The organism is Pseudonocardia sp. ICBG162, assembly GCF_020496225.1.
GTDB classification, from domain to species: Bacteria; Actinomycetota; Actinomycetes; order Mycobacteriales; family Pseudonocardiaceae; genus Pseudonocardia; species Pseudonocardia alni.
On sequence record NZ_JAHLJD010000013.1, the window covers coordinates 1,615,819 to 1,642,647 of the forward strand.

A 26,829-nucleotide genomic window follows, 5' to 3' on the forward strand; every position below is an offset into this window, starting at 1 on the left:
GGTTCCCCTCCCCTCGCCGGTGCCTCAGCCCTGCAGCCGGGCCCAGACCTCCTGGTCGCGTTCCGCGGTCCAGATCACCGGACGCTCCACGCCGGACAGCTCGTCCCACAGCCGTGAGACGTCGAACGGCAGGCAGTGCTCGAAGATCGGCCAGTGTCCGTAGTCGTCGACGAGTGCGGCGTGGGTCGCCTCGAACGCCTCCTTCAGCGTGCCGCCGCGCTCCTGCACCGCGCCGACCTCCCGGATCATGACCTGCAGGAACCCGCGGGTCTGGGCGATCGCCGCGTCGACCTCGGCGCGGCCGCGGCTGACCGCGCCGCGCCCGCCGACGAGCTGCTCGGCGCCGAGCGCGGCGAGCCGGTCGAGGGTGTCGCCCGCCCAGTCGCGGTGGAACGCGTCGCCGGTGTAGAGCGCGGCCCGGGCCTCGACGAGGTCACCGGCGAACAGGATCCGGTGCCGCGGCAGCCAGGCGGTGATGTCGCCCTCGGTGTGGCCGCGGCCGTGGAACTGCAGCACCAGCTCGCCGCGGTCACCGCCCAGGTCGAGGGTGAGGCGGTCGGCGAAGGTGAGCGTCGGCCAGGTGAGTCCGGGTACGGAGTCGGCGGCCTCGGCCAGCCGTGGCATCCGCGCGAACTCCGAGGCCCAGTCCTCCATGCCGCGCTCGGCGATCAGGGCCGCGGTCGTCTCGTGCGCGACGACGGTCTGCGCGTCGAACGCGCTCGCGCCCAGCACCCGGACCGCGTGGTAGTGCGACAGCACGAGGTACCGGACCGGCTTGTCGGTGTGCTCGCGCAGCATCGCGAGCCACTTGCGCGCGGCGACCGGGGTGGCGAGGGCCTCGAAGCAGACGACGAAGTCCTCCCCCTCGATCGCGCCGATGTTCGGGTCGCCCTCGGCGGTGAGGGCGTAGACGCCGTCCGCGAGCACCTCGAGGGTCTGCTCCTTGGCGGCGGTGTCGGCGGAGGAGGCGAAGGGCTTGGCCACGGCGGGTGTCCTCTCGGAGCCGGGAGACGGGCGGCGACCGCGGCGACCCGTCGTCGGGACCTCCGACCGGCCGGGCACGCCCGACGATCAAAGGTTGAATCACTTGTGCAGGACCGTAGAGGGCCGCGCCGCCCGGCGCCAGGGCCGATCCGGCGGCGCGCGCCGAGCGGTTCAGGTCCGCCGGTTGATCCAGTCCGCCCGGTGCGCCGCCCGGGCGAGGCGGACGAGCAGGGTGTTCAGGGCGGCGAGGTCGTCGGCACCGAGCAGCGCCGCCCACTCCGACTCGCGACGGTTGTGGGTGCCGAACGCGGCGACCAGCCGGTCGGTCCCCGCGTCGGTCAGCGACAGGTGCACGGTCCGCCGGTCCCCGGCGGCGGGTGTGCGCCGGACCAGCTCACCGGCGGCGAGGGTGTTGGCCAGGCTGGACACCGCGGCCCGGCTCATCCCGCACAGCTCCGCCGCCCGGCCCGCCTCCTGCCCGCCCGCGACCCACAGCGTGAACAGCAGCCGGAACGCCGACCAGCTCCATCCGGCGGGGCGGTGCACGGTCGACTCGAGGTCGTAGACCAGCGAGCTGGCGATCCGGTGCAGGTTCAGCACCAGCGCCATGGCCGCGCGGTCGGTGCCGGGGAGCCGCTCGTCGGTGCGGGCGAGCGCGACGTCGGTGAAGGCGAGGAAGCCGTCCGCCTCTCCCCGCGGGGCACCGGCCGCCGCGGCACCGGTCGCACGCCCCGACGCGGCGCCGCCCGCGCGGCACGCCGCGGAGCCGTCCTCCGTCGGACCGTCCTCCGTCGGGCCGTCACCGGCGGAGCCGTCCGCGCCTCCTGCAACGAGGCCCGCACCGCGCCCGACGGTCCGAGGCGGGGTCCAGCCCACGACTCCGGCGTCGGCCGGGCCGCCGCCGAGCCCCGCGAGGAACGCGGCGACCACCTCGCCCGGCGCCGCCCCCACCCCGGTCGACCCCGGCGCCGCCCCCGCTCCGGCCGACTCCGGTGACGTCCCCGTTCCGCCGGACCCCGGCGCCGCCCCCGCTCCGCCCGGCTCCGGCGACGTCCCCGCTCCGCCGGACCCCGGCCCGGCCAGTGCCTGCACCCCGTGGAGCAGGGCCAGCAGCTGCTCCACGAGCACCCCGTCCGGAGCCGGGGCGACGACCTCGCCCGCCCGCCGGCCCTCGTCGAACCGGGCCGCCAGCCGGGTCCGCCACCGCGCGGTCACCCCGGCGAGGACCGCGGCCGGCCCGGGCCCGGACGCCGCGACCCGGGCGAAGGGCGTCCCGGTGTGCGCGGTGACCTCCTCGCAGAACACGTGCAGCGCCGCCACCCCGGACAGCCCGGCCGCGCGCCGCGCCACCCGGGCGTCGAGGTCGTCGAGGGCCCGCCGGAACGCGCACTCCACGATCGCGGCGCGGCCGGCGAAGTAGTGCGCCGGCGCCCCGTGCGCGACCCCCAGTGCCGCGCTGACGTCCCGCAGCGTGACCGCGTCCGGACCGTGCTCGGCGATCAGCCGCCAGGCGGCGTCGGCGATCTCGCCCCGGCGCTGCTCGTGGTCCACCCGCTTCGGCACGACCGCTCCTCGTGGTTGCTCCCGGTTTTTCTACACCAGGAGAACCATGGTGGCCGCATCCAGATCCGGGCGGTCCTAGTCCATTCGGGCTAACGATAAGTCGTCGTCGCACGTCACCGGGGTCGTGGTGGATCAGTTGAGGCGGGCAACGGGGCCGCTCGCACCCCGTCGCGCAGTGAGGCGCGACCGGGCGGCGCCGGTGGAAGGCTCCCCGATGAAGAAGACGAAGCGAGCCGGTGTGGCGCTCGTCGTCGCCGGCCTGCTCGCCGGTGCGGCGGTCGGCGCCGGGTCGGCGCTCGCGGCGCCCGACGGGCGGGCGGACACGGCGGGTCCCGACCTGCTGCGTGCCCCCGCCGTCGACGCGCCCCAGCTGCAGAACACCGGCATCTGGTCCGCCGACCCGATCGGCGTCTGCATGACCAGCGCCTACCGGCACGGCGAGTACGTGCACCAGGGCTGCGTCTACGACGACGAGGGCGGCGGCAACCAGTACCGCTGGCCCAACGACACCCTGCTGCGCAACTACACCTACCCCGAGGACGCCGCCTACCGGCGCAACGCCGCGGACATCCTCGAGGTCCGCGCGAAGCCCCAGGACGACGCGACCGCGTTCCGGGTCACGATGAACACGATGACCGACCCCGGGCTGCTCGGCCTGACCCTCGCGCTCGGCGGCTCGGACACCCCGCGCGAGGCCCCGCACGGCGCGAACACCGTCATGCCGGCCCAGCTGTTCGTGACGGTGCACGGCAGCGAGGGGGACATCGTCGACGCGGCCACCGGGCGGACCCTGCCGGACGCACCGCAGGTGCACGTCGACGTCGAGCGGCGCCAGGTCGAGATCCGCGTGCCGCACTCCGCGTGGGACCCCGCCGACGGGACGCAGCGCCTCGCCGCCGCGGCCGGGCTGTGGGACCGCGACGCCGACGCCTACCTCGTCCCGCAGGTCACCGCGGACGCGACGCACCCCGGCGGCGCCGTCGTCGGCGACCCGACGCCGTCGGCGTTCTTCGACGCGGCGTTCCGCTTCCACGAGCCCTTCGAGGCGCCCTACCGGAACAACGACCAGAAGCGCGCGATCGCGGACGGCGACCTCTCCGGGTTCTTCGCCGACGTCGACTTCGGGAAGCTCCGCGCCGGCACCGACGACGAGTCCGGTGTCCCCACCTCCGGCTACGTGACCCGGGTCTTCGCCTCGCACTCGGAGAAGGCGCAGGGCCGGCGGCTCCCGTCGGACCCGGGCGGACCGGCGCCGGGCACCGGCCTGCAGCAGGGCGGCATCGCCACCGGCTCCGGCGAGGGCTCGGGCGACCAGCGGCCGAGCCTGTCGTTCGGCTACCCCTGCCGCGACGACTGCGTCCCCGACCTGCCGGGCCGGATGCAGCGCTACACGGTCTACGTCCCCGAGGCCCCCGCGCCGTCGCACGGCTACGCCTCGATGGTCTGGACCCAGGGCTACGCGCTGCGTCCCGGCGACGACGTCGCCGGCGACCGTGACCTCTACCGGCAGTTCGCCGACCGGCCGGGCGACCCCACGATGGTGATCGACGTCGACTTCCGCGGCGCCGACAACTGGGGCTACGGCGAGGGCGGCGCGATCGTCTTCGAGGCGCTGGCCGACGCCCGTCGCCACTACGACCTCGACCGCGAGCGCACCGCGATGGGCGGGTTCTCCTCCGGCGCCGACACCGCGAACAAGCTGTCGCTGACCTTCCCCGACGTGTTCAGCAGGGCGTTCATCTGCGACGGGCTGAACGTGGCGCCGTCGCTGCCGGGGGTGAACGGGGTGGCCGACGAGGTCGCCGAGACCGCCGGGGTCGACACCGTCACGAAGCACGAGCCCGGCTCGAAGATCTCCGAGCTGCTGCCCAGCCGCCGCAACCAGCCGGTGATGGAGTGGGCGGGGGTCAACGACGACTTCATCCCCTACCCGATCACCCGCGAGCGCGCCGACCTCTACCGCGCCGGGGACTACGACTACGAGTTCGTCAGCCACGTCGGCCTCGCCGCCGAGCACCTGGTGATGTGCAAGAACGGCATGTGGGACCTGGCCGCCCGCTGGATGGGCGACGAGCCGCGCGCGGTCGACCCGCCGCACGTCACCTACGTGCGCAACCCGCTGATGGACGACCCGGAGGCCGGTCTCGTCGGTGACCACGCCTACTGGCTGTCGGGCATCCAGAGCCGCGACCCGCACGAGCTGGGCGCGATCGACGTGGTCACCCGGGGGCAGGGCCGCGCCGACGCGCCGGTCCCGGCGGCCGGGCAGGAGGTCGGTCAGGTCGAGGGGACGTTCTCGCCGGTCAACCCGTACCTGCGGGAGTTCCGCCACCTCGACGCGCCGGTCGACGCCGACGCCGAGGACGTGCTGGAGATCCGCTCGGCCGGGGTCGGCACCGTGACCGTCGACCCGGAGCGCGCCGGCGTCGGCTGCGACGCCCGCCTCGACGTGCACACCGACGGCCCGCTGACCGTCATGCTCGACGGCTGCGGTCGGACCGAGTCCTTCGACGGCAGCGACTCCGGTGGCCTGGCGAAGCCGGCGACGTTCGCGCCGGCCGACCCGCTGGCGCCGCTCGGCAACCCGGCGCAGGGCACGCCGCTCCCGCCGGAGGTGGGCAACGCCCCGCAGGCGCCGCTGCAGGAGCTCCCGCCCCTGCGGTTCCCGCCGAACCAGCTCGGCCAGGACCCGGCGCCCGGTGACGGCACGCAGGAGTCCCCGACCGGCTGACCGGACCGACTGAGCACCGTCCGCACGAACACGGGAGCGGGCCGCCGGGACACCCGGGGGCCCGCTCCGGTGGGTCGGGGCGCGGCTCAGGCCTTCAGCAGGGCCTCGGCCAGAGCGTCGGGGCGGGTGAAGCAGCCCTCGTGGCTGCCCGGCACGGTGACCGGGGTGACCCCGAGCCGCTGCGGGAAGCGGTCCCAGCCGTACTCGCCGGGCGGCAGCGCGACGTCCTCGGTCGAGAGCACGTAGGCCACCGGCACCCCGAGCGTCGCCGGGTCGATCGGCTCCACGGTCTCGGTGAAGTACTGCAGCGGCTGCGGCACCAGGAGCTCGTGCACCAGGCGCTGGACCGGCTCGTCGGCGTCGTTCATGAACGCGCCCTGCCACACCTCGAACGGCAGCGCCACGGAGTTGTTGCCCGAGGCGGCGGCCTGGCCCTCGAACAGCTCCCGGTACTGCGGGGGCACCTCGTCGTTGAGCGAGCGGCCCGCGGCGGGCACGAACGCGCTCCAGTAGACGAGCTTGCGCAGCCGGGAGGAGACCCGGTGCGCGGCACCGGTGATCACGTAGCCGCCCCAGCTGTGCCCGACGAGCGTCACGTCGGTCAGGTCGTGCGACTCGATCAGGTCGACGACCGCGTCCACGGTGTCGGACAGCCGGTAGCGGGTCGGGTCGTCACCGTCGTGCAGCCCCGGCAGGGTGGGGGTCAGCACGCGGTGTCCCGCCGCACGCAGCCGCTCGGCGACCGGGCGCCAGGCCCAGCCCCCGTGCCAGGCACCGGTCACCAGCACGAACGTCTCGGACATCGCTCACTCCTCGTCGAGGTCGGAACGGGGCAACGGCCCCCGGCGGGTGAGCCTGGCGGACCGGCGGGTCCCGGAGAAGGGGCCGTGCGGGTCGTGCCGAAAGGGGTCCCGACTGAGACGATCCGTGGAGGAATACCCCCTCGGTATCCGTGTCAGGATCAGAGTCATGGACGAATCAGTGGTGATCGTCGGTGCCGGGATCGGGGGCCTCTCGCTGGCCCTCTCGCTGCACGCCCGCGGCGTCCGGGTCACCGTGCTCGAGCGGGCGGCCGAGCTGCGCGAGGTCGGCGCGGCCGTCGCGCTGTCGGCGAACGGGCTGCGCCCGCTGGACGAGCTCGGCCTGCTGGGCGAGCTGGAGAAGGTGTCCGCCCAGCCGACCGAGCTCATCCACCGCGGCTGGCGCGACGACGAGCGGGTGACCGCCTTCCCGGTCGGCTCCGACGGCAGCTACCGGCGCCGCTTCGGCGCCCCCTACCTGGGCATCCACCGCGCCGAGTTCCAGCGGGTCCTCGCCGGCGCCTGCCCCGGCGGGATGGTGCGGCTCGGCTGCGAGGTGACCGCGGTCGACCCGGACGGGACGGTCACGCTCGCCTCCGGGGAGCGCGTCCGGGGCTCGGTCGTCGTCGGTGCGGACGGGGTGCACTCCCGGGTGCGCTCGGTCGTCGACCCCGCGGCCCACCCCCGCTACACCGGGACGTCGGCCTTCCGCGGGATCGTCGACGTCGCCGACGCCCCGCTGCTGCCCGACCCCGGCGCGATCCAGTTCTGGATGGGCCCGGACGCTCACGTGCTGCACTACGCGATCGGCCCCCACGCCGAGCAGATCAACTTCTTCGCGGTGCTGGAGGGCCCCGACCCCTGGACCGGCGAGGCCGGGCCGACCGACACCGACCCCGGCACCCTGGCGCGGGCCTTCGACGGCTGGTCCCCGGGCGTCGTGCAGATGCTGACGGCGGTGCCGCAGTCCCCGCGCTGGCCGCTGTACACGCTGCCCCCGATGACGCGGTGGTCCCGCGGCCGCATCGTCCTGCTCGGCGACGCCGTGCACACGATGCTGCCGCACCACGGTCAGGGCGCGAACCAGTCCATCGAGGACGCGGCGGTGCTCGCCGACCTGCTCGCCGCCCCCGGTGCGCTCGACGGCGGCCACACCGCGGTGTTCGACCGCTACCAGCGACTGCGCCGGGCGCGGACCCGGTCGATCCAGCGCAGCTCGCTGGTCACCAGCAGGCTGCTGCACCTGCCCGACGGCCCGGCGGCCGAGGCCCGCAACGCGGGGCTGACCGGGCTGGACCCGTGGCTCACCTGGATCCACGGCGTCGACGCGCGGGCCGACACCCGGCCCGTACCGGCCTGACCCGCGATTCAGCTACTCCACCTCTGGATCGGGCCTTTTCCGGTCTTTGTGTCTACAGAGTCGCACGCCTACCGTCAGGTGACGCGCCGGGTGCGAGGGAGGTGACGGGAATGGATCTGCGGCAGCTCCGCTACTTCGTGGCGGTCGCGGAGACGCGGCACTTCGGCCGCGCCGCCGAGCGGCTGCACATGGCCCAGTCCCCGCTCTCCCAGGCCATCCGCCAGCTGGAGAGCCAGGTCGGCGCCACCCTGTTCGAGCGCACCACCCGCCGGGTCGACCTGACCCCGGCGGGGGCGTCGCTGCTGGAGGACGCGCGGCGGATCCTGGCCGGCGTCGAGGACGCCCGGCGCCGCGTCGAGCAGGTCGCCGCGGGCACCGAGGGCGTGGTGACCGTCGGTGCCACCGACCTCGCCGCCTACCGGCTGCTGCCGCGGCTGGCCCGGGTCGCCGCCCGCCGGATGCCCGGTGTGGCGCTGCGGTTCCTGCCCGGGCTACTCACCGCGGCCCAGGAGGACGCGCTCGACGAGCGCCGCATCGACCTCGCCGTACTGCGCCCGCCGGTGGTGCGCCCGGAGATGTCGGTCCGCCCGATCGCGCAGGAACGGCTGATCGCGGCGCTGCCGGCCACGCACCGGCTCGCCGGGGCCGGGACGGTCGCGCTGGCCGAGCTGCGCGGCGACGACTTCGTCGCCTACGGCGCCCCCGGGTCGGTGGTCGACTCGGTCGCCACCCAGGGCTGCCTGGACTCCGGGTTCCTCCCGCGGCGCCGCACCGAGGCCCGCGACACCCCCATCCTGCTCACCCACGTCGCCGCCGGTGCCGGGGTCGCGTTGCTGCCCGAGTCGGTGCGCGCCCTGGGCACCGAGGGCGTCGTCTACGCCGACCTGGACCGCGAGCTGCGCGTCGACCTGGCCCTGGCCTGGCGCACCGACGACGACTCCCCCGCCCTCGTCCGGCTGCTCGACGTGCTCGCCGAGCGCGCCCACGAGCTGGACCCCCGCCCCGCCACCGTCCCCGGAGGACCGCAGTGAAGATCGTGGCCGTCGAGGCGATCCCGTTCGCCGTGCCCTACCGCAAACCGCTGCGGTTCGCCTCCGGCGAGGTGCACACCGCCGACCACGTGCTGGTGCGGGTGCACGCCGAGGACGGCGTCGTCGGCGTCGCCGAGGCCCCGCCCCGCCCCTACACCTACGGCGAGACCCAGGCCTCCATCCGCGCGGTGGTCGACACCGTGTTCGCCCCGGAGATCGTGGGCCTGAGCGTGTTCGAGCGGGAGCGGATCCACGCCGTCCTGGACCGCACGATCGGCAACCCCACCGCGAAGGCCGCGATCGACATGGCCGTCTGGGACGTCATCGGGCGCCGGCTCGGCGTCGGCGTCTCCGAGCTGCTCGGCGGGTACACCGACCGGATGCGGGTCTCGCACATGGTCGGCTTCGCCCCCGACGACGTGATGGTCGCCGAGGCGCGGCGGATGCGCGACGAGCACGGCGTCACCACCTTCAAGGTCAAGGTCGGCCGCCGCCCCGTCGCGCTGGACACCGGCGCCTGCCGGGCGCTGCGCGAGGCGCTGGGCCCCGACGTGGAGCTCTACGTCGACGGCAACCGCGGCTGGACCGCGTCGGAGGCCGCGCGGGCCCTGGACGAGATGGCCGACCTCGGCCTGACCCTGTCCGAGGAGCTCATGCCCGCCGACCAGGTGCTCGGACGACGCTGGCTCACCGCCCGCACCACCGTCCCGACCGTCGCCGACGAGTCCGCCACCCGCCCCGGCGAGGTGACCCGCGAGCTGCTCGACGGCGCCGCCACCATGATCAGCATCAAGACGGCGCGGACCGGGTTCACCGGCTCGCAGCGGGTGCTGCACCTGTGCGAGGGACTCGGCACCGAGGTGGTCATGGGCAACCAGATCGACGGTCAGCTCGGCACCGCCTGCACGGTCGCCTTCGGCGCGGCGCACCGCCACACCAGCGCCCGCGCCGGGGAGCTGTCGAACTACCTCGACATGAGCGACGACCTGCTCACCGAGCCGCTGCGGATCAGCGGCGGCGAGCTGCGCGTCCCCTCCGGGCCCGGCCTCGGGATCGAGATCGACCCGGACAAGCTCGCCCACTACCGCACCGACACCTGAGCACCGACCCACCACCAGGAGTAGGACATGTCCGAGACCGCCACCGCCGCCGGCTCCGGCGCGAACGCCACCGCCACCTTCGCGAAGAAGGAGCGCAGCGGCGCCGCCGCCGACCCGGCCCGGGTGTCCGCCATCGCCACCGACACCCTGCACGCCCTGCACGAGGTCATCCGCAAGCACCAGGTGACCTACGCCGAGTACGACGCGCTCAAGGCGTGGCTGATCCAGGTCGGCGCCGACGGCGAGTGGCCGCTGTTCCTCGACGTGTTCGTCGAGCACGTCGTGGAGGAGGTCGCCAACGCCGACCGCCGCGGCGCCGTCGGCACCATCGAGGGCCCCTACTACGTGCCCGGCGCCCCCGAGTTCGAGTCCGAGGCCACCATGCCGATGCGGGCCGGGGAGAAGGGCACCCCGCTGCTGTTCCAGGGCACCGTCACCGACCTCGACGGCGCCCCGGTCGCCGGCGCGACGGTCGACCTCTGGCACGCCGACGACGAGGGCTACTACTCCCAGTTCGCCCCCGGCATCCCCGAGTGGAACCTGCGCGCGGTCATCCACACCGGCGCCGACGGGCACTTCGCGTTCCACACCATGCAGCCCGCGCCGTACCAGATCCCGACCGACGGCTCGACCGGCGCGTTCGTCGACGCGGCGGGCTGGCACCCGTGGCGGCCCGCGCACCTGCACCTCAAGGTGTCCGCGCCCGGCAAGCAGCTCGTCACCACCCAGCTGTACTTCGACGGCGGCGACTACGTCACCGACGACGTCGCCCAGGCCGTCAAGCCGGAGCTGATCCTGCGCCCCGGCCCGGCCGCCGACGGCACCGGCAACGAGGTCACCTACGACTTCGCCCTGGACCCCGCCTGATGGCCCGGTTCGCCGTCCGGATGGAGGTCGACCTCCCCGCCGACATGGACGCCGACGCCCGGGCCGACCTGCTGGCGCGGGAGAAGGCCTGGTCGCAGCAGTGGCAGCGCTCGGGTGAGTGGGTGAGCATCTGGCGCTGCGTCGGCGAGTACGCCAACCTGTCGATCTTCGAGGTGCGCGACAACGAGCAGCTCCACGAGATCCTCTGGGGCCTGCCGCTGTTCCCGTACATGACGATGCAGGTGACCCCGCTGGCCACGCACCCGTCGGACATCCACGCCTGAGCCCCCGCCGGGGCGTCCGGACCTGGTGACGGACGCCCCGGCGGTCCTACGCTGACCCCGCTCGACGCGAGGACGCGATCGGACGGGGGCGGGCCGGTGCCGCAGGACCACGAGCTGTTCTCGACCTCCCCGGCGGACCCGGACACCACCGGGGCCTGGGAGCGGATGCTGTCCGCGACGCACCTGCCCTGGTCGGTCGCGCCGCCGGCGCGGGGGTTCCGGGCGACCGCCCGCCGGGCCTGGATCGACGACCTCGCGCTGGTCGACTGCACCTGCAGCCCCTGCTCGGGCCGCCGCTCCCGGCGGCAGATCGCCGGGACCGACGGCGAGTTCGTCGTCGTGCTGATGACCCTCGCCGGGCGCGAGACGGTCGGCCAGGACGCGACGGAGCGCTGCCTGCGGCCGGGGGACGCCGTCACCTGGGACAGCACCCGTCCCGCGACGTTCACCGTGTGGGAGCGGCTCGTGAAACGCAGCCTGGTGATCCCGCGCGCCGCGCTGGAGGAGGTCGGCGGCCGCTCGCTGTCCCGGGGCGCGGCCGTGCTCGACGGGTCCCGGCCCGCGACGCGGCTGCTGGTCTCCTACCTGGGCACACTCGCCGACACCGTGGCCGAGCTGGACCGCGGCGCGGTCCGGGCCGCGCGGAACGCGACGCTGGAGCTGGTCGCGGGCGCGCTGCGGTCGGACACCGGGCTCCCCGGGACCGACGCGGTCCGTCCGGCGCTGCGGGCCCGGATGGACCGCTGGATCGACCGCCACCTGACCGCCGGGGTCTCGCCGCAGGAGATCGCGGCGGCGCACGGGGTGTCGGTCCGCACCGTCCACCGGGTCTACAGCGCCGACGGCCGCTCCGTGGGCGAGGTGGTCCGGGTGCGGCGGCTGGCCCGGGCCCGGACCGAGCTCGCCGACACCGACCGGCCGGTCTCGGCGATCGCGCACCGCTGGGGCTTCTCCGACACCAGCCACTTCAGCCGCTCGTTCAAGGCCGCCTACGGCACCTCCCCCAGCGCCTGGCGCGAGCGGGCCCGTGACACGCAGGTCCAAGGACCTGTCGCGACGGTTCAAGGCCCCGGCGACGCCGGCGACGAGACTGGGGCCACCGCGGCCCCGGGGCCGCACCGACCCCGAGGAGGGCACCATGGCCCGTCGTGATGTGGAGTTCGACGCCGAGGGCGTGACGCTGCGCGGCTGGTTCCAGGAGGCCGAGGGCGCGGGCGGTCCGGCGCCGACGGTCGTCATGGCCCACGGCTACTCCGCGGTCAAGGAGATGTACCTCGACCGCTACGCCGAGCTGTTCGCCGCGGCGGGCCTCAACGCGCTGGTCTACGACAACCGCAACTTCGGCGACAGCGACGGCACGCCCCGCCAGGAGATCGACCCGTGGGCGCAGGTCCGCGACTACCGGCACGCCATCACCTACGCCACCACCCTGCCGGAGACCGACGCCGACCGGATCGGGGTGTGGGGGTCGAGCTACTCGGGCGGGCACGTGCTCGTCGTCGCCGCGATCGACCGCAGGGTGAAGGCCGTCGTCGCCCAGGTGCCGCTGGTCAGCGGCTACGACAACCTGCGGGCGCTGGTCCGCGCGGACTTCCTCGACGGGTTCCGCGCCCAGTTCGACGCCGACCGCCTCGACCGCTTCCACGGCAAGGACCCGGCGATGGTGCCGGTCGTCGCCGAGGACCCGCTGGCCCCGTCGGCGCTGCCCACCCCGGACTCGTGGACCTGGTTCACCCGGACCCACGAGCTGCGCGCCCCGAACTGGCGCAACGAGGTGACGCTGCGCAGCGTCGAGATGCTCGCCGAGTACAACCCGGTCGACTACATCGCGCAGATCAGCCCGACCCCGCTGCTGCTGCTCCCGGCCCGCAACGACGTCCTCACCCCGACCCGCCTGGCGATCGACGCCTACGAGCGGGCCCGTGAGCCCAAGCGCCTGGAGATCCTCCCCGGCGGCCACTTCGACGCCTACGTCGACGGCTTCACCGCCTCCGGGCACCCGGCCCGGGACTGGTTCGGCGAGCACCTGCTCGGCTGAGCCCAGCCGGTTTTTACCGTCGGCTTTCCCAGGGCTGTCCGCGGGCTGAGGTGGGGCGACCTAGCGTCGGGGACACAGCGACGACCGTCCCCGGAGGCCCGATGATCCAGCCGGATCTGCAGCTCGTCGGACCCGCCGAGTTCGCCCGCGACCAGACCCTGCTGCTGCTCGCCGGCGACCCGGCCCTCACCCGGCTCGGTGTCACCTTCGCGACCGTCGTCGCGCTGCCGGGGATCGGCGGGTCGTACGCCGTGCCCACCCGCGCGACCGAGGACGTGCTGGCCCTGACCTGGTCGCCGCCGCGCGCCGCGGCCGACGGCACGGTGTGCCAGCGGGTGTGCCTGTCGGTGGTCCCGTCCCGCGACGGGCACCGGTGCCGGGGGGCGGCGGTCCTGCGGGCCGCCGGGCGGGCACTGCTCGGTGCGGGCGGCTCGGTGCCCGGGGTCGCCGCGATCGGCGTCGCGCGGCCGCACATCCAGCGCTGCGTCGGCGACGGCGTCGTCACGACCGGGTTCGACGTCCTCAGCCGGGGCTGACCCCGGCCCCGCCCGGCCCGGCGGCACCGTCGAGGAAGCCGCGGAGCAGCCACCCGGCCTGCGCGACCGCCGGCTCGGTGGACTCCCCCGGTGACGTGGCGTGGCTGACCACCAGCCGCACCACCCCGTCGACGAGCCGGGGCAGGTCCGCGGCTCCGGCCAGGGCCGGGTGGAGCGCGGAGATCTCGCGCAGCAGCGCCGTCGCCGCCCGGTCGCGCACCACGTCGGGCCGGGCCGTCACCAGCGGGAGGAGGCTCTCCCCCGCGCCCTCGTCGACGGTGAGGATCGACGTCAGGAGCGCGTTGCGCGCCCCGTACTCCAGCACGTCGCGGACCGCGGCCACCACGCCGGCGACGGCGTCCGCGGGGTGGGCACGCATCTGCTCGCACATCACCGCGACGAACCCGTCGGTCTCGCGGCCGACCAGTGCGCTGCCCAGCTCCGCCTTGGTGCCGATCTCGTTGTAGAGGTGCTGGCGGCTGATCCCCGCACGCCCGGCGACGGCGCTCATCGTCAGCGACGACCACCCCGACTCCGTCGTGATGTCCCGCGCGGCGTCGAGGAGCCGCGTGCGGAGGACCTCCCGTCTCTCCCGCCGGAACGCACCCGAGCCCGCCACGCCTGCACTGTACAGAGCGCCCACCAGTGACTGATCTGTTGACAGATTACCCATGATTGTCAACTATTCCTGCGGGCGGTCGACGACGACCGCGCTCCGTCCGATCAGGAGGCAGCCATGAGCACGGCGGCGGGAACCACACGCGAGGGAGCCGGCGGCGACCGGCCCGCGGACCCCGGGCGGCCCGTACCCACCCCGGGAATCACGCTCCCCGTCGTCGCACTGCCGACCCTGGCGTTGTTCCTGGGCTCGCTCGCGGCCTGGGTGGGGGCGACCGCCCTGGTCCTGACCGGGACCGACCCGTGGCGCTACCTGGTCACGGTGCCGGTGCACGCCCTGGTCACGTTCGCGATGTTCACGGTGCTGCACGAGACCGTCCACCTCGCGGGCGGACGCCTGCGGTGGGTCAACGAGGTGCTCGGCCGGCTGTCGATGCTGTTCGTGGTGGCCTGGGCCGCGTTCCCGATGCTGCGCTACCTGCACATCGAGCACCACCGCAACACCAACGAGGACACCTCCCGCGACCCCGACGCGTGGACCGAGTCGGGCCCGGCGTGGAGCTGGCCGCTGCGCTGGATGACCATCGACCTCTGGTACGTGCGCTTCTACCTGCCCCGGATCCCGAGCAGGCCGCGGGCCGAGGTCGTCGAGCAGGCCGTGGTGTTCCTCGTCGTGGTCTCCGCGTTCGTCGCGACGGCGGTGACCGGCCACGGCTGGGAGCTGCTGATGATCTACCTGATCCCGCAGCGGCTGGGCATCGCGCTGCTCGCCTGGTGGTTCGACTGGCTGCCCCACCACGGCCTCGGCGAGACCGCGCAGTCCGACCGGTTCGCCGCGACCCGCATGCGGGTCGGCTGGGAGCGCCTGGTCACCCCGCTGATGCTCGGCCAGAACTACCACCTGGTCCACCACATCCACCCGACCGTCCCGTTCTACCGCTACCAGGACGTGTGGCGCCGGGCGATGTCGGACTGGCTCGACCGCCCGGTCCCGATCACGACGGTCCTCGGCTCGGACCTGTCCCCCGCCGAGTACCGGGCGTGGCGACGGCTGACCTCCCACACCGACCGCGACGCCGACCTCCCGACCCGCCCGCACCCGCTGCGCGTGACCGCGGTGGACCGGCTCACCCCGGACGCGGTCGCGGTCACCCTGGAGGTGCCCGGCGAGCTGCGCGACGTGTTCGCCCACCGCCCCGGCCGCCACGTCACCGTGGGCGCGCGGATCGACGGCGAGCTCGTGCGGCGCAGCTACTCGATCTGCTCCACCGACGGGTCGGCGCTGCGCATCGCCGTGCGCCGCGTCGACGGCGGACGGTTCTCGACGTGGGTGGGCTCCGCGCTCGCCGTCGGCGACACCCTCGAGGTCACGCCGCCCTCGGGGCAGTTCGTCCTGCCCGCCGGCCCCCGCGGGGGCCGCACCGTCGCCGCGGTCGCCGCGGGCAGCGGCATCACCCCGGTCATCACGATCCTCACCGCCGCCCTCGACGAGGACCCCGACCGCCGCGCCGTGCTGCTCTACGCCAACCGCGACACCGAGCACACGATGTTCGCCGCCGAGCTCGACGAACTCGTCCGCAGCTCCGGGGGCCGGCTCACCGTCGTGCACCACCACTCGCGGTCCGGCGCCGACGGGTCCGCACCGGACGGCACGACGCGCACCGTCGTCCCGGGCCGCCTCGGCGCGGACCGGTTCACCGAGCACCTCACCACGCTGCCGGTGGACGACGCGGACTGGTTCCTCTGCGGGCCGCCGCCGATGCTCGACGAGCTCGTCGGCGTCCTCGACGCCCACGGCGTCACCCCGGACCGGGTCCACCGGGAGTTCTTCGTCGCCCCCACCGGCGACGACACCGACGACGTGCCGACCCGTCCGGCGGTGGTCACCGTGCGCCGCGGCGGACAGGAGACCGTCACCCGGAGCCGGGGCACCGCGTCGCTGCTGGAGACCGCGCTCGAGGCCGGGGTCGATGCCCCGTACCTGTGCGCCGGCGGCATCTGCGGCACCTGCCGCGCGCAGGTCGTCACCGGCACGGTGCACATGCAGCAGAACTACGCCCTCACCGACGACGAGGTGGCCTGCGGCGCGATCCTCACCTGCCAGTCCCGGCCCACCACCGACGAGGTGACCATCGACTACGACCGGTGACCACGCGCATTCCGGCCGATTCCTGACCATTCCTTTACCGGAACGGGGCGACACCGTTCCCGGTCGCGCCGAACGGTACCCACGTTCACCGTACGGGACGACGCGTTCGTCGACCGGCGAACGGAGAACCGCAGGAATGGTGCCGTGAACCGCTGCGGCACAGCGGCCGCAGCGGTCCGGAACTCCCCCAAGGACCGGCAACGAACAGGTAAAACGCCGGGCCTTCCGGTCCGGTGGACATCGGTTGAAGAATGCATGACCCTCCACACGTCGTCGAGCGGGAAAGGACACACCCGGGTCGGGGGTGTTCATTCCACCGGTTAGTCTCCGGCCGTTCGACGACGTTTCTGGAGGGCCTCGGTGTCGCAGTTCGGTCCCGGCACGATTCCCCTGCGTCCGGGCTCCCCGCCGCGGGACCCGTTCGGCGGGGTCACCGTCCGTACACCCGCGGCGCCGGGGCGGCACGCGGTCCACGGGAGCGTCCTGACCGGCGCCCCGCCGGCCCCGCCCCGCACGCTGTGGGACGTCTTCACCCGCACCGTCGCCGACCACCCGCACACCCCGGCCCTGGACACCGGCGGGGTCCGGCTCGACTACGCCGGGCTGCGGGCGGCGGTCGAGCGGACCGCTGCCCGGCTCGCCGCCTGCGGGGTCGGCCGCGGCGACCGGGTCGGGATCCGGGTGCCGTCGGGCACCCCGGACCTGTACGTGGCGATCCTCGCGGTCCTGCGCCGCGGCGCCGCCTACGTCCCGGTCGACGCCGACGACCCGCACGAGCGCGCCCGCACCGTGTTCACCGAGGCCGCGGTGTGCGCCGTGGTCGAGGCCGGCGGGCGGATCGTGCCCGGGCCGGTGCACGCGCGCCGCATCCCCTCGCGCGGCCCGGACGTCCGCGACGACGCCTGGGTCATCTTCACCTCCGGCTCCACCGGCGCGCCCAAGGGCGTCGCGGTCAGCCACCGCAGCGCCGCCGCGTTCGTCGACGCCGAGGCGCGCCTGTTCGCCCGGGGCCGTCCGCTCGGCCCGGGCGACCGGGTCCTCGCCGGGCTGTCGGTCGCCTTCGACGCCTCCTGCGAGGAGATGTGGCTGGCCTGGCGGCACGGTGCCTGCCTGGTCCCGGCGCCGCGCGCGCTCGTGCGCTCCGGCGCCGAGTTCGGGGACCGGCTGGTCGAGCTGGGGATCACCGTCGTCTCGACCGTGCCGACGCTGGCGGCGCTGTGGACCGCCGAGCAGCTCCGCGCGATCCGGCTGCTGATCCTCGGCGGGGAGGCCTGCCCCGAGCCGCTGGCGCACCGGCTGGCCCGGGCCTGCCCGGAGGTCTGGAACACCTACGGCCCCACCGAGGCCACCGTCGTGTCCTGCGCCGCCCGGCTGACCGAGGACGGACCCGTCCGCATCGGGCTGCCGCTCGCGGGGTGGCAGCTCGCGGTCGTCGACCCGGCGACGGGCGTGCCGGTCGGGTCCGGTGAGGTCGGCGAGCTGCTGATCGCCGGCGTCGGCACCGCCCGCTACCTGGACCGCGACAAGGACCGCGACAGGTTCTCCCCCGTCCCCGCGCTCGGCCCGCAGCGGGCCTACCGCAGCGGCGACCTCGTGCGGGCCGACCCCGAGGGCCTGAGCTTCGTCGGCCGAGCCGACGGCCAGGTCAAGATCCGCGGGTTCCGCGTCGAGCTCTCCGAGATCGAGTCGGTGCTCGCCGACCTGCCCGGCATCGCCGCCGCCGCGGTGACCGTGCACGAGGTGCGGCCCTCGGTGCCCGAGCTGGTCGCCTACTACTGCACCGGCCCCGGCCTGCGCATCGACGACCACGAGGTGGCCGCCGGGCTGCGGTCGCGGCTGCCCGCGCACATGGTCCCCGCCTTCTACGAACACCTGCCCGCCCTGCCCACCACGACCAGCGGCAAGGTCGACCGGAAGGCGCTGCCCGCGCCGAGCGGCCGGGGCACGGCGTCGTCGGCGCCGGTCGTCGCACCGGCGACGCCGACCGAGGCCGAGCTCGCGGCGCTGCTCGGGGAGTCCCTCGGGCTCACCGAGGTGTCCGTCGAGAGCCACCTGGTCGACGATCTGCGCGCCGACTCCCTCGCGCTCGCCCAGTTCGCGGCGCTGGTCCGCGACCGGCGCGGGCCGTCCTGCCCGGTCGGGATGCGGGTGCTCTACCAGCACCCGACGGTGCGCTCGCTCGCCACGCTGCTCGACGGGTCCGGGCCCGGCACCGTCGCCGCGACGACGGCCGTCGTCGCCCCCGCCGCGCCGCCGCCGGTGGGCCGGGCACGGCACCTGGTGTGCGGGACCGTGCAGCTGGTCCTGCTGCTGCTCGGCCTCGCCGCGGGCGCCGTGGTCGCCTGGGCCGACATCGAGTGGATGGACCTCGCGACCGGCCTGCTCGACCTGTTCGAGCGGTCCGGCACCGCGCTCGTCGCGACGTTCCTGCTGCTCGCGGTCGTGCCGGTGCTGGCGAAGTGGCTGCTGGTCGGCCGCTGGCGGGCCGGGGAGATCCCGCTGTGGAGCGCGGCGCACCTGCGGTTCTGGGTCGTCGCCACGCTGGTGCGGACCAGCCCGATGGTGCTGTTCGCCGGGTCCCCGCTCTACCTGCTGCACCTGCGCGCGCTCGGCGCCCGGGTGGGGCGCGGGGCCGTCGTGTTCTCCCGGACCGTCCCGGTCTGCACCGACCTGCTCTCCATCGGCGACGGCGCGGTCGTCCGGTCGCGCAGCTCGTTCACCGGCTACCGGGTGGAGCGCGGCCGGATCGTCACCGGGCCGGTGACGATCGGCCGCGGCGCGGTCGTGTCCGACGCGACGGTCCTCGACATCGACACCGTCGTCGGCGACGACGCCCAGCTGGGGCACGCGTCGTCGCTGCCGCGGGGTGCCCGGATCCCCGACGGGACCCGGGCGCACGGCTCACCGGCCGTCGCGACGACGTCGGACTTCCGCGGCCCGGAGCCGGCCCGCTGCTCGACCGCCCGCCGGGCGCTGTTCGCGACCGTCCAGCTGCTCAACCTGTTCCTGGTCGGACCCGCCGTGGTGACCCTGGCCGTCGCCGTGCTGGGCGACGGGCCGCGGGTCACCGCCCTGGTCGACGGGCGCGGCCCCGGCGAGCTGCTCGCCCTGGCGGTGTCCCCACTCGGACTCGGGCTGTCGCTGGGCGTGGCTGCCGCCGCGCTGGTCACCGGGCTGCTGGTGGTCACCCTGGTGCCGCGGCTGCTGTGGCCGCTGCTGCGTCCCGGCCGGGTGCACCGGCTCTACGGCGCCGCGTACTGGTGCCACCGCACGGTCGCGCGGCTGAGCAACGTGCCGCTGTTCGTGCAGCTGTTCGGGGACAGCTCGTTCATCGTCGGCTACCTGCGCCGGATCGGCTACCGGATCGCCCGTGGCGGCCAGACCGGGTCGAACGTCGGCGCCGACATCGCCCACGAGGTGCCGAACCTGGTCGCGATCGGCCCGAACACGATGCTCTCCGACGGGGTGTTCCTGCGGACCGCCGAGTTCACCAGCACCTCGTTCCGGACCGTGCCGGTCACCCTCGGCGCGGACTGCTTCCTCGGCAACGTCCTGACCGTCCCGGCGGGCGACCGGATCGGCGACGGCTGCCTGGTCGGCACCAAGACGATGATCCCCACCGACGGACCGCCGCGACGCGACGTCGGCCTGCTCGGGTCCCCCGCGTTCGAGATCCCCCGGGCCCGTCCCGAGGACCCGCGCCTCGCCGTCACCGGGGCGCGGCTGCGCCGCAGGCTCGCCGCGAAGGACCGGCACAACCTCGCCACGATGGCGCTGTTCCTGCTGGTCACCTGGGTACGGCTGCACGTGCTGCTGACCGTCGGGCTGGTGGCGGCGGGCCTCCTGGCGACCGCGGGCCCGCTCGCGATCGTCGGTGGTGTCCTGGCCGGCGGGCTCGCCGACCTGGCCCTCACCGTGCTCGTCGAACGGGCGGTGACCGGGTTCCGGCGGCTGCGGCCGCAGTACTGCTCGATCTACGACCGCTACTTCTGGTGGCACGAGCGCTTCTGGAAGCTGAGCATCCAGCCGTCGCTGCTCAACGGCACCCCGCTCAAGCCGCTGGTCTGGCGGCTGCTCGGGGTCCGGGTCGGCCGCCGCGTGTTCGACGACGGCGCCGCGATCAGCGAGAAGACCCTGGTCGCGATCGGCGACGACACCGTGCTCGGCGCCGGGGTGATCCTGCAGGCGCACTCGATGGAGGACGGCGTCTTCAAGGCCGACCACATCCGGATCGGCGACGGCTGTGTGCTCGGCGCCGGGGTGTTCGTCCACTACGACACGGTCGTCGGCGACGGTGCCGTGCTGGCCCCGGACTCGTTCCTCATGAAGGGCGAGCGCGTCGGCGCGGGCGGGGTCTGGGCCGGGAACCCGGCGGCGCCGGTGACCGCGACACCCGGCCAGGGGGTGAGCGCCGCCCGCTGACCGGCCGGTCAGATCGCGCCGGTCAGCTCCCCGGTGACCACGCGGCGCTCGTTCTCCGTGCGCCAGGCGCGGTAGTCGGCGTCGTCGGCGGCGGTCCCGATCCGGGCGATGCAGTCTGCGCAGAGGTCCGCGACCTGCAGGAGGCAGTCCTGGCCGCAGTCCCGGCACGCGATGAGCTCGGCGAGGGGGTCGTTCACGGTCGCTCCGGACATGACCGCGAGCCTACCGAGGGCGCCCGCCCGCCCCCGGCGCGGCCGGTCCGACACGCGGGAGCGGCACCGGCGTCAGCGCCGGCCCACGAGCCGGTCCAGCAGCGTCCCGGCGAGCGCGACCTCGTGCCCCACGCGGTGGTCGGCCCGCTCGTCGGGGAGCTCGGCGTCGACGTCGTGGAAGATCGAGGCGAGCAGCCGCCCGTGCGGTGCGGTGTCGGCGAGACGCAGCGCGCGGACCGCGGCGACGAGCTCGCAGGCCAGCAGCACACGGAAGCTGGCCGCCGCCGACGCCGCGCTGCGGGCGGCGTGCGGGGCGAAGCTCGCGTGGTCCTCCACGCCGCGGGAGATCACCGAGGTCCCCATGGTCACCGGGCCCGCGGAGTGCCGCAGTCTGCCCAGCGCGTCGTGCGCGACGTACTCCAGGATCATCAGACCCGAGCTGCCGTGCGGGCCCCCGGCCAGGAAGGCGGGCAGCCCGGTGAAGTCGGGTTCGACGAGGTCACCGAGGCGCGCCGCGGACAGCTCGGCGACGTGGTGCACCGCGGCCCGCAGCTGGTCCAGCGCCAGCGCCGGGTAGGCGGTGGAGAACTGGCCGTGGTGGAACACCGCGCCGGTGGCGACGTCGACCAGCGGGTTCTCCGCGGCGGCGTTGACCTCGATCTCCAGGATCCGGCGGAGCTGGTCGACGCTGTCCAGCGCCGGGCCGTGGACCTGGGGGAACGCCCGCAGACCGAACGGGTCCTGGATCCGCCGGCCGGGGCTCAGGTCGCCCTCGTGCCACAGCAGCTCCCGCATCCGCGCGGCCGCACGCACCGACCCGGGGTGCGGACGGCGGGCGTGCACCGCCTCGGCGAACGCCTCCGGCGACCCGGCGAGCGCGCAGTAGGACAGGGCCGCCACCGGGTGCGCGGCGTCGAGCAGCCGGCCCAGCTCGTCGACGGCGAGCACCGCCCGGGCCAGCGTCACCGCGCTGGAGGACATGAACGCCAGCGCGTCGCCCGGGGCGAGCCCGACCGGCTCGACGGCGCCGTCGGCCCACGGGACGTGGCCGGTCAGGGCGAGCGCGATCTCGGCGAGCGGGGACAGGTCCCCGGTGCCGATCGTGCCTCCGTCGTGGACGACGGGCAGCGCACCGGTCCGCAGCGCCGTCTCCAGCGCCGTGACGAGACGCGGGTGGATCCCGCTGCCGCCGGCGGCGAGCTGGTTGAGCCGGACCAGCATCGCCGCCCGGACGACGTCGGCGTCCAGCGGCTCCCCCACCCCGGCCGCGTGGCTGAGCAGCAGCCGCAGGTCGTGCGCACGGGCGTCGTCGCCGCCGACGACCGTGTCGCGGTTGGCACCGACGCCCGTGGTCCGCCCGTACACCGGCCGGGTCGAGCTCGCCGACAGCGCCGTGTCGTGCGACGCCCGGACGATCTCCGCCGCGGCGGGCGCGACCACGACCGCTCGGTCGCCGCGGGCCACGCGGAGGACGTCGTCGCAGGTCAGGGAGCCGCCGTCCAGGACGAGCGGGTCGGTCATCGGGCCTCCTCCGGTTCCTTCCCGCGGCGAGGGACGCGGGGGTGTCGGAGGCGATCCTGCCGAGGTGGTCGTGGGCGGGCGCCGGCGGTGGTCCGGACGGGGGCGGGGCACCGTGGTGCGACGATCCGGTCGTGTCCCTGGAACAGATCCGCGCCGACATCGACCGGCTCGACGCCGACATCGTCCGCCTGCTGGCCGAGCGCCAGGCCCTGGTCACCGCCGCGGCCGCGCACAAGTCCGACGAGCGGGCCGTGCGGGCCGTCGACCGCCAGGCCCGGGTGATCGAGCGGGCCCGGGCGAACGCCGCCCGTTCCGGCCTGGCGCCCGACATCGCCGAGGCGGTCTACCGCGCGATGATCGACGGGTTCGTGGCGCTCGAACTCCGCGCCGCGGGACTCGACCGGCCGACCTGACCCGCCCCGGTCAGCCGACGACGGTCCCGGGGCGGCGGTCCGCCCAGGGCAGCGCCCGCTCCAGGTCGGCGGCCAGCGCGAGCAGCGTCGCCTCGCCCGTGTAGGGCGCGACGAGCTGGACGCCGACCGGCCAGCCCTCCGCCGAGGTCCCCAGCGGCAGCGAGATCGCCGGGTTCCCCGTCATGTTCGACAGGGCGGTGAACCCGGCGGTGCTGAAGATCCGGTCGTACCAGCCGCGGGCACCGAGGGACGCGTCGTCGGCGTCGAGGTACCCGGCCGCGGTGTTGGGGACGTTCATGGTCGGCGTCAGGATCAGGTCGTAGGTGCGGTGGAACTCGGCGACGGTCCGGCGGGTGGCGTTGAAGACCCGGTCGGCGGCGAAGAGGTCCGCGGCGCGCAGCGTGCGGCCGTGCTCGACGCAGGCGAGCGTCGTGGCCTCCAGGTGCTCCGGGCCGGGCGTGAGGCCGAGCGCCTCGGCGAGACCGTCGACGCCGTCGGCGAGGAACGCGGTCCAGGCGATGAAGTTGGCGTCGTCGAACACCGCACCGTCGAGCTGCGGCGCCGCCCGTTCGACGTGGTGGCCCAGCTCCTCCAGCACCCGGCCGGCGGCCTCGGTCGCCTCGACGCAGCTCGCGTCCACCGGCCCGTCGCCGGAGAAGGGCGCGGTGTGCAGCGCGATCCGCAGCGGGCGGCTGCCGGCGCGGACCTCGTCGGCGTAGGGGCGGACGGGGTCGGGCAACGCGTAACGGTCGCCCGGCTCGTGGCCGTGGACGGCGTCGAGCACGGCGGCGCAGTCGCGCACGGTCCGGGTCAGGACGAACTCGACCCCCATTCCGAGGAGCGGGTCGGCGTAGTCCGGGCCGGGTGACGTGCGGCCCTGGCTGGGCTTGAGCCCGACCAGTCCGCACGCGGCGGCGGGGATCCGGATCGAGCCACCACCGTCGTTGGCGTGCGCGACCGGCAGGGCGCGGGCGGCGACGAGTGCCGCCGAACCGCCGCTCGACCCGCCGGGGCTGCGGGACAGGTCCCACGGGTTGCGGACCGAGCCGGTGGCGACGGCCTCGGTGTTGGCGTTGAAGCCGAGCTCCGGGGTCGCGGTGAGCCCGAGCGTGGCGAACCCGGCGCGGCGGAAGCGCGCCATGAGGTGGGTGTCGGTCGGCATCGGGACACCGTCGCCGAGCAACCGGGTGCCGGACCGGGTCGGGACGCCGGCCGCGTGCGCGATCAGGTCCTTCAGGCCGAAGGGGACGCCGGCAAACGGCCCGTCCGCGGCGTGGTCGAGCGGGCTGTCGAACGGCCCCTCGACGAGCCCGTTCACCGCGGGCTGGACCGCGGCGAGTGCCTCGGTCGCGGTCCGTGCGACCTCCTCGGCGGTCACCTCGCCGTCGCGGATCAGCGCTGCGAGGGCGGTGGCGTCGAGGTCGGCGTACTCGCGGGGTTCCATGGTTCCTCCTGCCGTGGGGTGGGCGAACCGTAGGCGGGCGACCGGCTGCGGGAATCGGTCGATTGACGGATCCCGCGTGCCCGTTAGCGTGCTGGGGCATGACCGCGCTGGCCACGGCACGCGAGCTGGGCGCCTTCCTCCGCCGCAACGGTGGCCGGACCCCGGGCTCGGCCGCGTTCGTGCTCGAGGGGCTGGCGACGGTGGTGTCGTCGGACTGCGCCGCGCTGTCGGTGTGGGACCCGGTGCTGGGCCGCCACCGTGCCCTGGCCTCGACCTACCCGTCCGCCCTGACCGGCTTTCTCGACCACGCCATGCACACCGACCCGCTGTTCGTGACGGTCCGTCGCGACCGGGTCCCGGTCCGGGTCCGCGACCTGCCCGTGGCCCGACGGCGTGGACGGATCTTCGACACGGTCATCAGCCCGAGCGGGTTCCGCGACGGCATCACGCAGTGCCTGTTCGCCGCGGACGGCCGCTACGTGGGAATGGTGAACGCCAGCACGCTCGGCACCCGCCACCCCGACGACGACGCCGTCGCCCTGCTCACGCTGCTCGGCTCCGACCTCGCCGCCTCCCTGGACCCGGTGCCGCGGCTGCTGCCCTCCACCGCGGGTCTCGGCGACGACGACCGGGAGGGCCTGCTGCTCCGACCCGACGGTCGCGTCGTCGCGCTGACCTCGCGGGCCCGGGTGGGTCTCCTGGAGCCGCCGGCACCGCTGCACGGGGCCGCCCGGAACCTGCACGGCGGACCGGCCCACCACCTGGTGGTGCACGGCGGCACCGTGCACGACATCGGTCTCCACCGCGCCGAGACCGGTGTGGTGGTCGTCCACCGCGAGGTCGCGGCGCCCGCCGGGCTGACGGTGCGGGAGCTGGAGGTGCTCGCCCGGGTGGCCGAGGGACTGAGCAACGGCGAGATCGGGACGGTGCTGGGCATCGGGCCGCGGACCGTCGCGACGCACGTCGAGCACGTGCTCGCGAAGACCGGATGCCGCAACCGGGCCGCCGCGGCGGCGACGGCGGCGGGGTGGGGGCTGCTCGTCTGAGGGCGGGACCGTCCACTCCTCCCGACGCTCCTCAGAACCCCCGGAACACCCCGTCCTCGGCCGCACCGGCGAACTCGTGGAAGTCCATGTTCGCCAGCGACAGGTTGTTCTCGACGCTCCACAGCTCCTCGGCCACGACCCGGAAGGTGCGACCGCGGTCCTCCCCCGACAGCCCCACGACCAGCACCGGAAGTTCCTCCGAGGCCGACGTCGTGGCGTCGACGACGAACAGGCACTGCCGGTGCCGCGACCACGCCGGCGTCGCGAGGACGAGCAGGTCCTCCACCGTTGCGGAGTCGTGGGCGGTGTCCTCGACGACACCGAGCGCCGCGGCGAACCCCGAGCTGTTGGGCGTCGTCATGCGCAGCAGCGCCGCGGCCCAGGCCGCGTCGTCGCGGAAGTCGGTACGGATCAACGGGGTCCCGGACACCCCGGGCAGCGACCGTGACACCGGGTCGTCGCGCAGGACGACGTCGGGCGCGGGCGGCGCCTCCCAGAGTCGTACGACGTACTGCTCCTCCCCTCCGCTGCCACGGCCGGAGGCGTGCACCCGGGCGCGGACCGACGTCGTCCAGGGGAAGGCGAGGTCGTGCTGGTCCGGCCAGACCGTGTGGGGCCGGCCGATGATCCGGCACAGGCCGGTGTTGTCGTAGCCGACCTCGACGATCTGCTCCCAGTGGTCGCCGTGGATCGACGGCTCGGTGTCGAGCTCGGGCCCGTGGGCGGTGCACTCCACGACCACCTGCACCGGGCCCGCACCGGCGCCGACATGCACCACGATGCCCCCGGGCACCGGCGACACCAGCCCGTTCGCGGGGACCTCCACCACGGGCCACGCGGTCTCCTCGGCCGGGAGCAGGGCGAACCGGCCGTCCTGCGGGTACACGGTGGCCGAGGACGCCCGTGGCAGCAGGAACTGCGCGCGCTGTTCCGCGGCCAGTGCCGCGGGCCACGCCGTCGGCATCGGCACCTCGGGCAGGAGCTCGGCGACCGCGTCGAGCGCCCAGCCGACGACCAGGGCCGAGTCGTCGGCGGAGGGCCAGGCCCGGGTGGACCGCGTGGCCCGGACGACGACGGCCGCGGTGACCACCCCGAGGGCGAACCATCGGCGGCCGTGCTCGGCCGCGACCGCCGAGGCGGGCTCCGTCGCGGCGACGACGAGCGAGCCCGCGACCGGCGCCCGCCCGGACAGCTCACGCAGCAGGTCCGTGGTCAGCGGCCGTGCGTTCGGCGACAGCATGCGGGCCGTCGGGAGCGGCCGCGCGAACGCGTCGTGGCCGTCCAGGAACCCGACGGTCGCGACGACACCGCCCGGCGCCCCGTCGGCGGTGGCGAGCCGCAACAGCTCGCCGGCCACCGGGTCGGCGAACGCGACGTCGGGCAGCACCGTCTCCACGGCACCGAGCAGGCGGTGTGCCAGGGTCGATGCGACGCCTCCGGGAACGGACGGGCCCGCCGCCTGCGGCGCGGGTGTCATCCGCATCGGTCCGCCGGCGGGGCCCGGGTCGGTCACCGGCGCGTCGTCGTGCCGCCGGACACGGCGGGCACCGAGCCGGCCGAGGGGCTCCGCCGCGCCGTCGGGCACCCGGTCCGCCAGCGCCACGGCGGCCCGGGCCGCCTGCTCGGCGACGGCCGTCGCGACCTCGGCCAGCGTGTCCTCGTACCCGGGCCCGTCGTCCACCACCACGTCACGGACCCTTCCACATCGGA

Annotated in this window: 21 protein-coding genes; 13 read left to right on the top strand and 8 right to left on the bottom strand. The window is 75.1% G+C overall.

Features of this window, described 5'->3' with window-relative positions:
- Window positions 1-24 precede the first annotated feature (24 nt).
- Window positions 25-984 carry an MBL fold metallo-hydrolase gene (locus KPL60_RS10570; RefSeq protein ID WP_226356175.1) on the bottom strand — a complete coding sequence of 320 codons (960 nt, stop codon included), beginning with the start codon at window positions 982-984 and terminating at the stop codon, window positions 25-27.
- 171 nt (window positions 985-1,155) lie between these two features.
- A complete protein-coding gene (locus KPL60_RS34610; RefSeq protein WP_226365689.1) occupies window positions 1,156-2,547 on the bottom strand; it encodes a TetR family transcriptional regulator in 1,392 nt (463 codons plus the stop codon).
- A 214-nt stretch (window positions 2,548-2,761) separates the two neighbouring features.
- On the opposite strand from KPL60_RS34610, the gene KPL60_RS10580 reads away from it, so the two are divergent.
- The gene (locus KPL60_RS10580; RefSeq protein ID WP_226365690.1) at window positions 2,762-5,278 is read left to right on the top strand and encodes a hypothetical protein; all 2,517 of its coding nucleotides are present in this window, start codon (window positions 2,762-2,764) and stop codon (window positions 5,276-5,278) included.
- Between the two features lie 86 nt (window positions 5,279-5,364).
- Here the strand turns inward: KPL60_RS10580 and KPL60_RS10585 are convergent, their stop codons facing one another.
- On the bottom strand, window positions 5,365-6,081 hold the full coding sequence (locus KPL60_RS10585; RefSeq protein WP_226356172.1) for an alpha/beta fold hydrolase: 717 nt from the start codon (window positions 6,079-6,081) through the stop codon (window positions 5,365-5,367).
- Between the two features lie 166 nt (window positions 6,082-6,247).
- Here KPL60_RS10585 and KPL60_RS10590 point away from each other — a divergent pair, with 166 nt between their 5' ends.
- From KPL60_RS10590 to KPL60_RS10625, 8 genes are all read left to right on the top strand, one after another.
- Window positions 6,248-7,438, top strand: coding sequence for an FAD-dependent monooxygenase (locus KPL60_RS10590; RefSeq protein WP_226365691.1), 1,191 nt, complete (start codon window positions 6,248-6,250; stop codon window positions 7,436-7,438).
- 110 nt (window positions 7,439-7,548) lie between these two features.
- Entirely contained in the window at window positions 7,549-8,469 is a 921-nt protein-coding gene (locus KPL60_RS10595) for a LysR family transcriptional regulator (protein WP_226365692.1), read from the top strand.
- The gene (locus KPL60_RS10600) at window positions 8,466-9,569 is read left to right on the top strand and encodes a mandelate racemase/muconate lactonizing enzyme family protein (RefSeq protein ID WP_226356169.1); all 1,104 of its coding nucleotides are present in this window, start codon (window positions 8,466-8,468) and stop codon (window positions 9,567-9,569) included. The genes KPL60_RS10595 and KPL60_RS10600 overlap by 4 nt, the downstream gene beginning before the upstream one ends.
- A 27-nt stretch (window positions 9,570-9,596) precedes the next feature.
- On the top strand, window positions 9,597-10,436 hold the full coding sequence (catA, locus tag KPL60_RS10605) for a catechol 1,2-dioxygenase (protein WP_226365693.1): 840 nt from the start codon (window positions 9,597-9,599) through the stop codon (window positions 10,434-10,436).
- Complete coding sequence (locus tag KPL60_RS10610) at window positions 10,436-10,720, top strand: muconolactone Delta-isomerase family protein (protein WP_178375327.1); 285 nt, start codon at window positions 10,436-10,438, stop codon at window positions 10,718-10,720. Before catA ends, KPL60_RS10610 begins: the two co-directional genes overlap by 1 nt.
- A gap of 96 nt (window positions 10,721-10,816) precedes the next feature.
- Complete coding sequence (locus KPL60_RS10615; RefSeq protein ID WP_226365694.1) at window positions 10,817-11,872, top strand: helix-turn-helix domain-containing protein; 1,056 nt, start codon at window positions 10,817-10,819, stop codon at window positions 11,870-11,872.
- Entirely contained in the window at window positions 11,859-12,758 is a 900-nt protein-coding gene (locus KPL60_RS10620; protein WP_226365695.1) for an alpha/beta hydrolase, read from the top strand. Before KPL60_RS10615 ends, KPL60_RS10620 begins: the two co-directional genes overlap by 14 nt.
- 101 nt (window positions 12,759-12,859) lie before the next feature.
- Window positions 12,860-13,294: a hypothetical protein gene (locus KPL60_RS10625; RefSeq protein WP_226365696.1), complete on the top strand. Its 435-nt coding sequence runs from the start codon at window positions 12,860-12,862 to the stop codon at window positions 13,292-13,294.
- Here KPL60_RS10625 and KPL60_RS10630 read toward each other — a convergent pair.
- Complete coding sequence (locus tag KPL60_RS10630; protein ID WP_226365697.1) at window positions 13,281-13,913, bottom strand: TetR family transcriptional regulator; 633 nt, start codon at window positions 13,911-13,913, stop codon at window positions 13,281-13,283. The genes KPL60_RS10625 and KPL60_RS10630 overlap by 14 nt on opposite strands.
- Window positions 13,914-14,030: 117 nt before the next feature.
- Between KPL60_RS10630 and KPL60_RS10635 the strand changes: the two genes are divergently transcribed.
- A complete protein-coding gene (locus tag KPL60_RS10635; protein WP_226365698.1) occupies window positions 14,031-16,061 on the top strand; it encodes a fatty acid desaturase in 2,031 nt (676 codons plus the stop codon).
- 360 nt (window positions 16,062-16,421) lie between these two features.
- Window positions 16,422-20,483 carry a Pls/PosA family non-ribosomal peptide synthetase gene (locus KPL60_RS10640; protein ID WP_226365699.1) on the top strand — a complete coding sequence of 1,354 codons (4,062 nt, stop codon included), beginning with the start codon at window positions 16,422-16,424 and terminating at the stop codon, window positions 20,481-20,483.
- Window positions 20,484-20,491: 8 nt separating this feature from the next.
- Here KPL60_RS10640 and KPL60_RS10645 read toward each other — a convergent pair whose 3' ends face one another.
- Entirely contained in the window at window positions 20,492-20,695 is a 204-nt protein-coding gene (locus KPL60_RS10645) for a hypothetical protein (protein ID WP_178375331.1), read from the bottom strand.
- A 72-nt stretch (window positions 20,696-20,767) separates the two neighbouring features.
- On the bottom strand, window positions 20,768-22,216 hold the full coding sequence (locus tag KPL60_RS10650) for an aromatic amino acid ammonia-lyase (protein WP_226356160.1): 1,449 nt from the start codon (window positions 22,214-22,216) through the stop codon (window positions 20,768-20,770).
- Between the two features lie 131 nt (window positions 22,217-22,347).
- On the opposite strand from KPL60_RS10650, the gene KPL60_RS10655 reads away from it, so the two are divergent.
- Complete coding sequence (locus KPL60_RS10655; protein ID WP_226356159.1) at window positions 22,348-22,629, top strand: chorismate mutase; 282 nt, start codon at window positions 22,348-22,350, stop codon at window positions 22,627-22,629.
- Between the two features lie 10 nt (window positions 22,630-22,639).
- Here the strand turns inward: KPL60_RS10655 and KPL60_RS10660 are convergent, their stop codons facing one another.
- On the bottom strand, window positions 22,640-24,073 hold the full coding sequence (locus tag KPL60_RS10660; RefSeq protein WP_226365700.1) for an amidase: 1,434 nt from the start codon (window positions 24,071-24,073) through the stop codon (window positions 22,640-22,642).
- Window positions 24,074-24,171: 98 nt separating this feature from the next.
- On the opposite strand from KPL60_RS10660, the gene KPL60_RS10665 reads away from it, so the two are divergent.
- A complete protein-coding gene (locus tag KPL60_RS10665) occupies window positions 24,172-25,119 on the top strand; it encodes a helix-turn-helix transcriptional regulator (protein ID WP_226365701.1) in 948 nt (315 codons plus the stop codon).
- Window positions 25,120-25,150: 31 nt separating this feature from the next.
- Here the strand turns inward: KPL60_RS10665 and KPL60_RS10670 are convergent, their stop codons facing one another.
- Complete coding sequence (locus KPL60_RS10670) at window positions 25,151-26,806, bottom strand: hypothetical protein (protein ID WP_226366086.1); 1,656 nt, start codon at window positions 26,804-26,806, stop codon at window positions 25,151-25,153.
- Window positions 26,807-26,829 lie beyond the last annotated feature (23 nt).

Bases quoted from the DNA above. Each gene is read 5' to 3' on its own strand.
- KPL60_RS10585 (WP_226356172.1), bottom strand. From the start codon at position 6,081: ATGTCCGAGACGTTCGTGCTGGTGACCGGTGCCTGGCACGGGGGCTGG.
- KPL60_RS10665 (WP_226365701.1), top strand. From the start codon at position 24,172: ATGACCGCGCTGGCCACGGCACGCGAGCTGGGCGCCTTCCTCCGCCGC.
- KPL60_RS10650 (WP_226356160.1), bottom strand. From the start codon at position 22,216: ATGACCGACCCGCTCGTCCTGGACGGCGGCTCCCTGACCTGCGACGAC.
- KPL60_RS10635 (WP_226365698.1), top strand. From the start codon at position 14,031: ATGAGCACGGCGGCGGGAACCACACGCGAGGGAGCCGGCGGCGACCGG.
- KPL60_RS10660 (WP_226365700.1), bottom strand. From the start codon at position 24,073: ATGGAACCCCGCGAGTACGCCGACCTCGACGCCACCGCCCTCGCAGCG.
- KPL60_RS10580 (WP_226365690.1), top strand. From the start codon at position 2,762: ATGAAGAAGACGAAGCGAGCCGGTGTGGCGCTCGTCGTCGCCGGCCTG.
- KPL60_RS10590 (WP_226365691.1), top strand. From the start codon at position 6,248: ATGGACGAATCAGTGGTGATCGTCGGTGCCGGGATCGGGGGCCTCTCG.
- KPL60_RS10610 (WP_178375327.1), top strand. From the start codon at position 10,436: ATGGCCCGGTTCGCCGTCCGGATGGAGGTCGACCTCCCCGCCGACATG.
- KPL60_RS10625 (WP_226365696.1), top strand. From the start codon at position 12,860: ATGATCCAGCCGGATCTGCAGCTCGTCGGACCCGCCGAGTTCGCCCGC.
- KPL60_RS10595 (WP_226365692.1), top strand. From the start codon at position 7,549: ATGGATCTGCGGCAGCTCCGCTACTTCGTGGCGGTCGCGGAGACGCGG.
- KPL60_RS10645 (WP_178375331.1), bottom strand. From the start codon at position 20,695: ATGTCCGGAGCGACCGTGAACGACCCCCTCGCCGAGCTCATCGCGTGC.
- KPL60_RS10620 (WP_226365695.1), top strand. From the start codon at position 11,859: ATGGCCCGTCGTGATGTGGAGTTCGACGCCGAGGGCGTGACGCTGCGC.
- catA (WP_226365693.1), top strand. From the start codon at position 9,597: ATGTCCGAGACCGCCACCGCCGCCGGCTCCGGCGCGAACGCCACCGCC.